The sequence below is a fragment of the Pseudomonas sp. S4_EA_1b genome (assembly GCF_016307435.1).
Taxonomy (GTDB): Bacteria; Pseudomonadota; Gammaproteobacteria; order Pseudomonadales; family Pseudomonadaceae; genus Aquipseudomonas; species Aquipseudomonas rhodesiae.
Genome location: NZ_JAEILC010000099.1, coordinates 345 through 12,153, shown reverse-complemented (window position 1 = coordinate 12,153; position 11,809 = coordinate 345). Strand labels below are relative to the sequence as shown.

The 11,809-nt window shown below is 65.4% G+C and carries 12 protein-coding genes; 3 read left to right on the top strand and 9 right to left on the bottom strand.

The genetic code is table 11. The annotated features are described in order from the left end of the window. Positions 1–129: 129 nt before the first annotated feature. The 8 genes from YA0848_RS27470 to gspG form a co-directional block, all read right to left on the bottom strand. Positions 130–1,311 (bottom strand): substrate-binding domain-containing protein, encoded by a 1,182-nt coding sequence (locus tag YA0848_RS27470; protein ID WP_034096920.1) that lies wholly within the window; start codon positions 1,309–1,311, stop codon positions 130–132. A gap of 345 nt (positions 1,312–1,656) precedes the next feature. Further along, on the bottom strand, positions 1,657–2,862 hold the full coding sequence (gene gspF, locus YA0848_RS27465) for a type II secretion system inner membrane protein GspF (RefSeq protein WP_169903871.1): 1,206 nt from the start codon (positions 2,860–2,862) through the stop codon (positions 1,657–1,659). Beyond that, the gene (gene gspE, locus YA0848_RS27460; RefSeq protein ID WP_169903872.1) at positions 2,859–4,280 is read right to left on the bottom strand and encodes a type II secretion system ATPase GspE; all 1,422 of its coding nucleotides are present in this window, start codon (positions 4,278–4,280) and stop codon (positions 2,859–2,861) included. The genes gspF and gspE overlap by 4 nt, the downstream gene beginning before the upstream one ends. A 139-nt stretch (positions 4,281–4,419) precedes the next feature. After that, on the bottom strand, positions 4,420–6,738 hold the full coding sequence (gene gspD, locus YA0848_RS27455; RefSeq protein WP_169903873.1) for a type II secretion system secretin GspD: 2,319 nt from the start codon (positions 6,736–6,738) through the stop codon (positions 4,420–4,422). Continuing rightward, entirely contained in the window at positions 6,735–7,247 is a 513-nt protein-coding gene (gene gspM, locus YA0848_RS27450) for a type II secretion system protein GspM (RefSeq protein WP_169903874.1), read from the bottom strand. The genes gspD and gspM overlap by 4 nt, the downstream gene beginning before the upstream one ends. Then, positions 7,240–8,304: a type II secretion system protein GspL gene (gene gspL, locus YA0848_RS27445; protein WP_169903875.1), complete on the bottom strand. Its 1,065-nt coding sequence runs from the start codon at positions 8,302–8,304 to the stop codon at positions 7,240–7,242. The genes gspM and gspL overlap by 8 nt, the downstream gene beginning before the upstream one ends. Then, on the bottom strand, positions 8,301–9,179 hold the full coding sequence (gspK, locus tag YA0848_RS27440) for a type II secretion system minor pseudopilin GspK (protein ID WP_169903876.1): 879 nt from the start codon (positions 9,177–9,179) through the stop codon (positions 8,301–8,303). Before gspK ends, gspL begins: the two co-directional genes overlap by 4 nt. A gap of 8 nt (positions 9,180–9,187) precedes the next feature. Continuing rightward, the gene (gene gspG / locus YA0848_RS27435; protein WP_034096914.1) at positions 9,188–9,637 is read right to left on the bottom strand and encodes a type II secretion system major pseudopilin GspG; all 450 of its coding nucleotides are present in this window, start codon (positions 9,635–9,637) and stop codon (positions 9,188–9,190) included. Positions 9,638–9,785: 148 nt separating this feature from the next. Between gspG and gspI the strand changes: the two genes are divergently transcribed. Next, entirely contained in the window at positions 9,786–10,151 is a 366-nt protein-coding gene (gspI, locus tag YA0848_RS27430; protein WP_169903877.1) for a type II secretion system minor pseudopilin GspI, read from the top strand. Here gspI and YA0848_RS27425 read toward each other — a convergent pair. Continuing rightward, positions 10,138–10,569 (bottom strand): type II secretion system protein N, encoded by a 432-nt coding sequence (locus tag YA0848_RS27425; RefSeq protein ID WP_034096912.1) that lies wholly within the window; start codon positions 10,567–10,569, stop codon positions 10,138–10,140. The two genes, gspI and YA0848_RS27425, sit on opposite strands and share 14 nt — an antisense overlap. A gap of 93 nt (positions 10,570–10,662) precedes the next feature. Here YA0848_RS27425 and gspH point away from each other — a divergent pair, with 93 nt between their 5' ends. Together gspH and YA0848_RS27415 are read left to right on the top strand one after the other, a co-directional pair. Beyond that, a complete protein-coding gene (gene gspH, locus YA0848_RS27420; RefSeq protein ID WP_034096911.1) occupies positions 10,663–11,115 on the top strand; it encodes a type II secretion system minor pseudopilin GspH in 453 nt (150 codons plus the stop codon). Next, positions 11,112–11,714: a PulJ/GspJ family protein gene (locus YA0848_RS27415; protein WP_034113026.1), complete on the top strand. Its 603-nt coding sequence runs from the start codon at positions 11,112–11,114 to the stop codon at positions 11,712–11,714. Before gspH ends, YA0848_RS27415 begins: the two co-directional genes overlap by 4 nt. The last annotated feature ends 95 nt before the right edge of the window (positions 11,715–11,809 follow it).

Here is an 11,809-nt window from a genome sequence, read left to right as displayed (position 1 = left end):
GTTAGGCGGTTGGCGAGGGGCCGGACTGAACTTCTGTCACGCAAAGTTCATATACGGCTGTTAGCGCAAAAAAAATCAGCAACGGCACGGGCCGTTGCTGATCGGTAAAGCGGTGCTGAACAGCGGGGGTTACAGCGGACGACCGATGGCGTTGCACACGCTGGTGTTGCCGATGCCTTGAGCGCTGGTGGCAGTGGCGAAGGTGTCACGCACGGCTTTTTTCCAGTTCGCTGGCAGCGGCACGAAGCGGTTGTTGTTGATGGCGGTGTCGTTGTTCACCAGGCTGCCGTAGTGGCGGTTGAAGAAGCCGCGCACTTGGGTGGTCTGGGTCGCATCGGCGTAGCACTGGCTGAAGATCAGGTTGGTGAAACCCAGGATCGGGTAGCCGCTGGAAGGGTAAGCGAAGGTGGCTGAGCCGCTGGCCGTGGCCGCGAAGACCGGTACCCAGTTGTCCTGGTTGGTCGCGTCGATGAACGAGCCGTCAGCCCGTGCTTCGGTGGGCGCAGGAATCTGGCCGATGGCGGTCGACACGTTGGCAGGCGCAGGGGAAACACCGGCGACTTTGGCGACTTTGGTGGCGTCATCCAGGCCGGCCAGGGTGGTCGCGGCGTAATCCGGGCTCATGTAGGTGATACGTCCTTGCGCTGCATTCAGCGCATCCATCACGCCCTGGCTACCGGCGGCGGCAACAGCAGTCGACGGCAGGCCACCACCGTAGCTGGACGAGAACGTGGTGGTCACGGCGAACGGTTGAGCTTCGGCGCACTTGGCGTTCAGGAAGCGCGTGAACAGTTCAGTGGTGCCGCTGGACTCGCTGCGATACACCAGGGTGATCGGGCCGGTGCGGCCAGCGCCGGTGATCTGGCTCCAGTCGGTCAGGCGGCCGGAGAACACGCCGCACAGTTGGTTGACGCTCAAATCGACAGCGTTGGTGCCCGTTTTGTTGAATGGAATCGCCACCGACGTGGCCACCGACGGCACCTGGATTAATTTGCCCCAGGTCGGTTGCTTGTTGGTTTTGTAAGCCAGCAACTCAGCGGCGCTCAGCTTGGAATCGCTGCCGGCCCAGTGCACGTTCTTGTTAGTCACGCCGGCCACGAACTTGGTGTAGTCGTTGTTCAGGAACGCCGACTTGCCGTTGCCGCTGCCCACACCGATGTAGGGTGCGAAGCCGGTGGTGAGTACGCCAGCGGTCTGGTACAGCGGTTGTGGCAGCGTGGCGCCGCCGCCGTTGATGTCCGCCATGGCCGCCTGGGCCGAGCACAGTGCAGCGAGGGTCATGGATACCGCGAGAACGTTGCGCTTAAACATGAAGAATCTCCTTTCATCGTGTTTGTACGTTTGGGGTAGATGGCTCTTGCATGACGCCATGGCTTCGGACCCAGGCCGTGTTCCGGGGGTGGCGAAGGCGGAGGCCATGGGTAGGAAATTTCGCAGCATTCGATGACAGCTAAAGGAAAAAACCTCGGGAGAAAGCGCTTGATTTTGAAAAAGATTCTCGGGTGTTTCGGTCATCGTTTTGAGCGGTTTGGGCGCCGCCGAGCGCAATGGTTTTCGCCACTGGCCGCAGGGCCATGCACGGGGTTGAAAGATGACGGAATGAGGAACCCGAGCTTGGCCCCGAGCCATCGGGAGCCAGGCAAAACCCGGCGCGTATCAGGTGACCAATTGGTTGATTTCGATGATCGGCAACAGCACCGCCATCACGATCACCAGCACCACCGCGCCCATCACCACGATCATCAGGGGCTCCAGCAGCGCGGTCATACCCATGGCGCGACGTTCGATGTCCTTGGACAGGGTTTGCGCGGCGCGTTCGAGCATCGGCGGCAGCGACCCAGTTTTTTCGCCACTGGCGATCAGGTGGATCAGCACCGGCGGAAAGACTTTCTCCACCGCCAGCGCCGGCGCCAGGTTGACCCCTTCGCGCACCTTGGCCGTGGCGTCGCTCACGCATTGGCTCAGGCGCTCGTTGGACAGGGTTTGCCGCGCCGCGTCCAGGGCGCGCAGCAACGGCACGCCGGCACCGCCGAGGATGGCCAGGGTCGAGGCGAAGCGTGCAGTGTTCAAGCCCAGCACGAAGCGCCCGATCAGTGGCAAGCGCAGCACGCGGCTATGCCAGTTGAGGCGCGCCAGCGGATTGCGCAGGTATAGGCGCCAGCCCCAGAACGCACCGACCAGGCCGCTAAAGCACAACCAGCCCCAGGCGCGAATGAAGTCGCTGGCGTTGAGCATGGCCAGGGTCAGCCCCGGCAGGTCCTGGCGTGCCTGGGAGAACGCGCTGACCACCTGGGGCACCACGTAGCTGAGCAGGAAGATCACGATGCCGATGGACACCAGCCCCACCACGCCGGGGTAGATAAACGCGGTGAGGATCTTGCCTCGCAGGTTGTTGCGCTCTTCGATGTAGTCGGCCAGACGCTCCATGACCTGGGCCAGGTCGCCGGACTCCTCCCCCGCCGCGATCAGCGCGCGGTAAATCGACGGAAAATCCCGTGGCCGCGCAGCCAGGGCATCGGCCAGGCGCATGCCGCCGCGCACATCGGTGCGTACCGCACTGAGGGTCTGGGCGATGTGTTTTTTCTCGGCCTGCTCCACCGTGGCGCTCAAGGCCGCTTCCAGGGGCAGGCTGGCACCGAGCAGACTCGCCAGTTGCCGGGTGGCCCAGGCCAGGTCGTTGTCGGAGAGCTTGGCAGTGAACAGGCCGCCGCCTGCCGTTGCCGGGGTTTGCTCCTGCAACGCCAGCACGGTCAGGCCGCGACCGCGCAACAGGCTGAAGGCCGCGCTCTGGCTGTCGGCCTCGGTATGCCCGATCTCGATGCGGCCGCTGGCATCGGCGGCTTCATAGCGATAGCGATTCATCCGGCGTCCCGGGTCACGCGCAGGATTTCTTCCGGCGCGGTGGTGCCGCTGCGCACCCAGCGCTCGCCGTCTTCGCGCAGGCTGAACATGCCGGCGCGGCGTGCCGCCACTCGCAGGTCCTGTTCCCCGGCACCTTGATGGATCAGCCCGCGCACCGCGTCGTCGACATAAAACAACTCATGGATCCCAGTGCGTCCGCTGTAGCCCACCTGATTGCACTGCGCGCAACCCACCGGGCGCCAGGTGCCCGGCGCGGTCGGGTCCGGCTGCTTACAATGCGGGCACAGCCGCCGCACCAAACGCTGGGCCAACACCCCCAGCAACGACGACGCTAACAGAAACGGTTCCACGCCCATGTCCACCAGGCGGTTGACCGCCGACACCGCGTCGTTGGTGTGCAGGGTGGCGAGCACCAGGTGCCCGGTCAGCGAGGCTTGCACGGCGATCTGCGCAGTTTCCAGGTCACGGATCTCACCGATCATGATGATGTCCGGGTCCTGGCGCAGGATTGCGCGCAGGGCCAGGGCGAAGGTCATGTCGATCTTGGCGTTGACCTGGATCTGGCTGATGCCCGGCAGGTCGTACTCCACCGGGTCTTCCACGGTGAGGATATTGCGCGTGCTGGCGTCCAACCGCGCCAGGGCGGCGTAAAGGCTGGTGGTTTTGCCGCTGCCGGTGGGGCCGGTCACCAACACGATGCCGTGGGGCTGGCGGATCAGCGCATCGAGGCGCACCAGCAACTGCGGGTCCATGCCCAGGGTTTCCAGCTGCAAGCGCCCAGCCTGTTTGTCGAGCAGGCGCATCACCACGCGCTCGCCGTGGCCGGTCGGCACCGTCGACACGCGGATATCAATCGGCCGCCCGGCCACGCGCAGGGCGATACGGCCGTCCTGGGGCAGGCGTTTTTCGGCGATGTCCAGCTGCGCCATGATCTTGATCCGCGATACCAAAGCGCCGTGCAACGCCTTGCGCGGCGAGACCACGTCGCGCAGGGTGCCGTCGACGCGGTAGCGCACCACCGAGTGGCTTTCATAAGGTTCGATATGAATATCGCTGGCCTCGTCCCGCGCGGCCTGGGTGAGCAAGGCGTTGATCATGCGGATCACCGGCGCGCCGTCCTGGGTGTCGAGCAGGTCGGTGATCTCGGGGATGGCCTGCATCAGGCGGTCGAGGTCGACTTCGTTTTCCGCCGCGCCCACCACAGCGGCGGCGCTGCCGGTGTCGGCGTAGGCCGTGGCGAGCAGGCCGTCCAGTTCGTCGTCGCGCACCTGCTCCACGGGCGACTCGCCGAACTGGCGGCGCGCTTCGCTGATGGCCCAACCGGGTGTCGAGGGGCACACGGTGAGCAACATGCCGCTGTCACCGGGGCGCAGCAGGATGCGTTGGGCCTTGGCCCAGGCGTAAGGGAGAAGGCTCACAAGGTATCTTCCTGACCGAGAACGGTGCAAATGTGGGAGCGGGCTTGCCCGCGATAGCGGTGGATCAGTTTGTACATCTGTGGCTGACACACCCTCAGCGGGGGCACGCCCCCTCCCACATTTGGATCTTCATTTAAATTCATGGTCGTACGCCCACCGGCACTGCGCGGATAGCAGCCCTCGGCCCCGGTTGCGCGCCCGGAATCGCCTTCTCCACCGCCGGCAACTGCGGCGCCTGCACATCCGGCATGGCCCAGCTGTGTTCCGGTTGCAATGCGCCCTGGGCGCGGCGCATGAAGTTGTAGCGGTTCACGGTGATGCTGCGCCCGGCGCCGCTGTCGCGGATGATGTAGGGCCGCAGGAACACCATCAGGTTGGTCTTGCTGACGCTGCGCTTTTGATTGCGGAACAGCGCCCCCAGCCCGGGGATATCCGACAGCCACGGCACCGCGTCGTTGCTTTGGCTGTAGCCGTCCTGCAACAGACCGCCGAGCACCATGATCTGCCCGTCATCCAAGAGGATGCTGGTGTCGATCGCGCGCTTGTTGGTCACCGCGCCGGCACTTACGGTTGCCCGCGCATCCAGGCTGCTGACCTCTTGATAGATATCCAGCTTCACCGTGCCGCCTTCGGAAATCTGCGGGCGTACGTTGAGCTTGAGCCCGACCTCTTCGCGCGTGACGGTCTGGAACGGGTTGTTGCTGGTGCCTCCGCCGCCGGTCACATAGCTGCCGGTGACGAAGGGAATGGTCTGGCCGACGAAAATACTCGCGGCTTCGTTGTCCAGGGTCAGCAGGTTCGGCGTGGACAGCACATTGGTGCCGCCTTTGCTTTTCAACGCACGGGCCAGCACCTTGAGGTCCAGCACTTTGCCGATCCCCGGGATATCCACGGTGCCGTCCACCAGGCCGATATTCAGGCCCTTGGGCAGCACGTCGATACTGGTTTTGCTGGCGGGGCTGCCATTGATACCAGTGCCGCCCAGATTGACGCCGCCGAACCCACCTTTACCCCCCAGGTTGCCGGCCTGCCATTGCACGCCGAACTCGGTGGCGTCATCTTCCCCTACCTCGACGATCAGGCTTTCGATCACTACCTGAGCGCGGCGCTGATCGAGCATATCGATCACCTCGCGCAGGTTGCGGTACAGCGGGTCCGGCGCGGAGATCAGCAAGGTATTGGTGGTGGCGTCGGCCTGGATGGTCACGCCGCCGGCACTGAACGCGGTGTTTTGATCGCTGGCGGCGCTGGTACCGCTGGTTGCGGTGGTGGCGGCGCCGGTTTGCCCATAGACGGGCTGCACGCTGCTGCCGGTGGGCGTGCCGCTGCCGGTCTGGGCTGCACCGCCGGCTGTCGTGTTCAGGCTGCCGCCGCCCATAGCGCTGAGCTTGTTGCGCGCTTCATCACTGACCCCCGACTCACTTTCGCCGGTCAGCAACCCACGCAACGACTGCGCCAGTTTGCCGGCCTGGGCGTTGCGTAAATACACCACATGCATATTGCTGGGGTTGCTCTGGGCATTGTCGAGTTTGTAGATCAGGTTGCGCGCCAGCTCGGTGCGCTCGGGGCTGCCGGCGCGGATGATGATGGCGTTGGAGCGCGGGTCGCCCACCACATTGATCTTCTGGGTGGGGTCCGCGCCCTGGGTCTCCAACAGTTCGGCGACCATGGCTGCGATGTCCACCGCGATGCCGTTCTGCACCTGCACCACATCGGTGTCGATGGCACTGGGGGTGTCGATACCGCTGATGATCTGCGCGACGCGCGCGAGGTTGTCGGCGTAATCGGTGATCACGATGCTGTTATTGCCGGGGTATGCGTTGATCGGGTTGTTTGGCGACACGATCGGGCGCAGCACCGGGATCAGGTTGACCGCGTTCTCATATTGCAGGCGAAAGGTGCGGGTCTGCATGCCGCTGCTGCCGGCGCTATAGATCGGCCCGCCGAGCAGCTTGGCATCCGCCTCCGGCACCACCTGGGCCACCCCACCCACGTCCACCACGCTGAAACCCTGCATGCGCAATGCCGCCAGCAGCATGTCGTAAGCCTGATGGGCCGGCACCTGGCCTTCGCTGACCAGGGTCAGGTTGCCTTTGACCCGAGGGTCCACCAGGAATTGCTGGCCGGTGGCACGGGACAACGCGCGCACCACCGCCTGGATATCGGCATCGACAAAGTTGAGCTGCACCGGCTGGTCCCCCAGCGGGTTGCGCACCTTCACGGTGGCCGGGGCCTGGCCACGGGCGCTGCTGGTCACCGCGTGTTTGACCGGGGGCCTGGCGGCCGGCTCGCGTTGGCGATCCAGCGCGGTTGCACCGCTACGGCGGGTGTCGGCCAAGGGCTGGCCGAGTTCGCTGTCCACCAGCAAGGGTTTGTGCGCCTCCTGGGAACTGCACGCACTGAGGGCCAGCAACAGCAGCGGCGCAACGGTGCGAAACGGGGGGACTGACCACTTCATGAAGCGTCCTTAGCGCCAAGCGCCTGATCCATGCGAACGGTCCCGGACACAGTGCCGGCCGAGTTGTCGACGGCATCCCCGGCACGTTGTAGACGCGCCTCGGACACCTCCAGAGAAAACGTACGTACATTGCCCAGCAACCAGCCCAGCGCCGCGTCGGCCGGGGCATTGTCGAAGGTCAGGCGCCATGCGCCGGGGTCCAGAGTCTGCAATTGGTAATGGCCGCGCAGACCGGCGCCATCAAGGGCCTGGCGCAGCGCGTTGTCGTCGGCGACCTGGGGTGCGGCGACATTCTGCAGCAGCACCTGCAAGGCCTCGGCCTGGGCGCGCAGCTTGGGGGTTTCGGCCTGCCAGTAAGCGATTTTTTTCAAGGCCGGCTGCACCAGTACCAGCCAGGTCAACAGGCTGGCCAGCAGCAGCCCGGCACCGATCAGCAGGCGTTTTTCACGCTGGGCCAGACCGGCCCAGAACACCTGGGCCTGGCCGCGCACGCGTAGCCACTTATTCATCGCTGGCCTCGGCGTTCTCGACAGGTTGTGTGGGGCCGATGCTCCAGCCCTGCTCATCGCGCGTGGCGGCATACCCGGCCTGGGCCAACGCCGCTTGCCATTCCCCCGGCTGCGCCGGCTGACGACTGCCGGCCAGCAGCGCCAGGTGCAGGCGGCCTTGCTCAAAGGTCAATTGCTCAACACTGCCGACCATAAACGGCAGGTGGTTGCCGACCAGTTGCAGCAAGGCGCTGAAACGTGGGCCGGTGTCCGTACCGCCCTGGCGCGCGGCCAATTGTTGTCGCGCCTGCTGCAAGGGGTTGAGCACCACCGGCAATTCGGGAAACGCCTGGCGCACTTGCTGGCTCATCTGCGTCTTGAGCCGTTGGCCCTCGTCCGCCTGGCGGGCAGCGTACAGGTTGAGGCCGAGGGTCCAGAGGGCGACGGCCAGCGCGACGCACGCCAGCGCCCTACCCCAGCCGGCGCCCGACGGTTGGCTTGGGCGCGCCTGCAAGCCCCAGCCGGGTAGCGCACCGCTCCAGCGCTGCGCGGGCTCCAGCGGGGGCGTCGCCAGTGGCGGCAAGCCCAGCGGATGCACCGTCGCCAGGTGCAGGCTGTCGCGACTCAGGCCGTAGCCGTCCTCTAACGCTGCGCCGCCCACCGGCAAGGCATAGGGCGCCGAATACAGACCGCGCAGCTTCAGTTGCGCCTGGCTCAACACTTGAGCCAACCGCGCCAGCCCGGCCTTGGGCACCCAGCCCACCTGCACGCGCCCATCGCTGCCCCGTGGGCCGTGAGCGACGTGCATCTGCTCCAGCGGCCCCAGCACCAGCGCCTGCGCCGCGCAGGTCACCGCTGCATGGGTTTTGCTCGGCGGCAGCGGCGGCAGATCCAGACAGGTCAGCAGGCTGTCGCGCGGGTGCAGAAAACAGTCCAAGGGCTGGCGAGTCTTGCCCAGTTCGGCCAGGCTGGCCTGCCCCTGCGCAACCACCGCGCCACGTTCAAGCCAGGCGAAGGTCACCGGGCTGTCGACACTCAGTTGGTCGAGGGGCGGCAAGCCGATACGCAGGCGCTTCATGCCCCCACCCGCGACCAGATCACTTGGGGCTGGCGATTTTCCGGGCGGTGCAGCAAGGCATCGAGGGTTACCCGGCGCTGTTCGCGGCGGGTCTGGCCTTGCAGGCGAAACCACTCACTGGTGATGCCCACCAGCACCGACTCCACCGCCACCTGGGGCAAGTGCAGGCGGTTGACGAAATCGCCACGGTTGATAAACCAGCGCCCGCCGTCCCGTTCGGCCACCAGCGCCTGGGCCTGGCTCAGGCTCAACCCCGGTACCACCGCACTGAGCACTTCGGCGCGGGCGGTGTTGCCGTTGACCCAGGTGACCCCGGGCAACACGCTGACAAACCCCTGCATGCGCTGCAACAGCAGCGGGTCGAGCCCTTCCACACCGCTCAGGTCGTCAAGGCTGCGCAGCATCGGGTACCTGGCCGGTTGCTCGGTTTGGTCATACGAGGCGATGACCCGCTGACTGATGCGGCGACTCAACGCCCCGTCGACGCCGATCAAGCCGCACAACCGTTCGAAGTTCTGCACCTGCTCGGCATCCGGCCGCCCCCGGTTGACCAGATTGCGCAGGTTGAACTTGCCCTGCTCGTCTTCCAGGCGCCCTTCAAATAGGCCTTTTTGAGCACGCGCCCACGGTTGGTCGAGACGGGTCAGCACGTCCTTCTGACGCGCCTCCCATAGCCGCTGCCGACTGTCCTCCAATGCACCGAGCAATAGCCACTGGCCCTGGATACGCAATTGTTCGGCCTCCAGGCTGCGGGTGAACACGCGCTGGCGCGTCAGCAGGCCGGCGGCAATCACCGCCACCACCGCCGCGATCAGCAAGGCGCTGATAATCGCGATGCCGCGCTGCTTCGCCGTCATGGGCGAATGCCGTTTCATGGCGGGCCTTACAACTGCCAGGAGCCGATATCGGCATTCACACCGTCGCCATCGGGTTGGCCGTCGGCGCCCAGGGAGAACACGTCGATTTCACCATTGGCACCCGGGTTGAGGTAGTGATACGGGTGGCCCCAAGGGTCGTTGGGCAAGCGGTCGAGGTAGGCACGCCAGTTGCTGTTCTTGGCATCCGCCGGGCGCTCCACCAGCACTTTCAGGCCCTGGTTCATGCTCGGGTAAGTGCCGTGATCGAGGCGATAGAGCTTCAGCGCCTGCATCAACCCGCCGATGTCCTGCCGGGCGGCGGTGGCGCGGGCCTGATCCGGACGGTCGAGCACTTTGGGCACCACCATTGCGGCGAGAATCCCGAGGATCACCACCACCACCATGATCTCGATCAGGGTAAAACCACGCTGGCCGCGAGGGCTGGGCAGTGGGCAGGTCAGGCGCGCGATATCCATCTCGACATTCCTTGGGGTGAGTGCGGTTCGGGGCGCAGTGTTGCAAGAAGACATGTCAGTCGTATTGAAAATCCTCGGGAGTTTCGGTCGCCAATCGGTCAACTCGCCGCGCTAGTCTGCGGGCCTGTTTCCGGGCTTGGAGAGCGCCATGCACGGCTATCGCCACGCGCAAGGTTTTACGTTGATTGAAGTGCTGGTGGCGCTGGCAATTATCGCCGTGGCCATGGCCGCTGCCGTGCGCGTGGCCGGGGTGATGACCCAGAGCAACGGGCTGTTGCGGGACAAGTCCATGGCTTTGCTCGCGGCGCAGAGTCGCCTGGCGGAGCTGCGTCTGGAGGCGCAACTGCGCAGTGGCAGAAAGACCTTCGACTGTGATCAGGGTCGCTTGAAATTACGCTGCGAGCAGACCATCGAACGTGCGGGCCCGCTGTATCAGGTGCAGGTGCAAGTACTCGACGCCAGCCGCGAGGCGCCACCGCTGGCGCACCTGACCACCCAGGTCAGGGACGAGTGAGCGGCGCCAGCGCCGGCGCATCCGGCAATTTGTTCATCTTGACCTGCAGGGTTTCGCCGCCGCGCTCGATCTGCACCGCGTCGCCTTCAATGAGCGTCAAGCGCACCCCTGGGGCGAGGCGTTCGCCCACCTGGAAACTGCGCGGCGGGCCGTCATTGAGGCTGAGGATCGCCACCGCGCCACGGGCCCCGGCCAGCACCCCGGTGACCTTGACCTGCACCGCCGTCGGCGTGGTGGAGAACCATTGCAATGCCGGGTTATCGCTGCGCGCCGCCAGGGCCTGGGGCGTGGCAGCGGGCGTATGGGATTCGGCGGACGTGAGCAACAGCGGCGTCCACACCACCACCGCAGCCAACGCGGCCAGCAGCGCGCCGACCTGCACGCCGTGGGCTGCGCAAAGACGCAGGGAAATTGCCATGAGCGGGACCTCCTGTTTGTCCGTGCCATCAGCCTACCGCGCAATTCGCACGTTTTTATTTCACAAACACCCTGACTTACCGGGCACCGACCGATGAACCAACGCGGCTTCACCCTGATCGAGCTGATGGTGGTGCTGGTGATCATCGGCATCGCCAGTGCCGCCATCAGCCTGAGCATCAAGCCCGACCCGCTGCACCTGCTGCGCCAAGACGCCGAACGCCTGAGCCAATTGCTACAAGTGGCTCAGGCCGAAGCCCGCGCGGACGGTCGCCCGATTACCTGGCGCGCGGACGCCAAGGGCTTTCGCTTCAGCCGCCGCAGCGACGATGGTTTAAGCCTGGACACCTTCCAAGGCGACCCTCAATTGCGCCCGCGACCGTGGCAAAGCACGCCCATGCACATCGATATCGAGCCCCGCCAAACCCTGGTGCTTGACGCCGAATGGATCAACCCGCCGTTGCGAGTGCTGCTGTCCGACGGGCAACACCGCCTCAGCCTGCAACGGGACGCCGCCGGTGTGCTGCGCGTGGTGAACGCACCATGAACCGCGCGCAGCAAGGCTTCACCCTGATCGAAGTGATGGTGGCGATTTTGCTGATGGCGGTGGTCAGCCTGATCGCCTGGCGCGGCCTGGACAGCGTCACCCGCGCCGATCAACACCTACAGGCAAGCACCGAACAGACCGAAGCATTACTACGGGCCTTGAACCAGCTTGAGCGCGACATCAGCCTGCGGGCCAGCGTGGAATTGAGCGTTCCGACGGACGAAACCAAGACCCCGGACGGACTGGCCGCGCTGACGGTGCGCAGCTCCGACACCAAGGGGTTCAGGCTAGAGGTGATCCGCAGCGCCGCCATCCCCGGCACTGGCCTGCAACGGGTGCGCTGGTGGCTCAAAGGCGACGACCTGTACCGCGCGGCCGCGCCGGCACGCGCGCGCTTTCCATTGCCGGCGGCCAAGGATGGGGTGCTGGTATTGAGTGGCGTCAGCGACCTGCAAGTGCGGGTATGGGAAGCCGACAAAGGCTGGCGCCAATTGAGCGGCAACCGCCGCGATGACCCTTTGGGGCTGGAGATCCGACTGGTCAGGCAGACACCTCAAGGCGTGGAACGCTATCGCCAGGTGGTGGGGCCGTTGCGGTAGCGTTTCTGCCCAGCAAGAGCAAACTTTGGGAGGGGGCTTGCCCCCGATGAGGGCGTGTCAGCTGATACAGGTATGGCTGACCCACCGCCATCGGG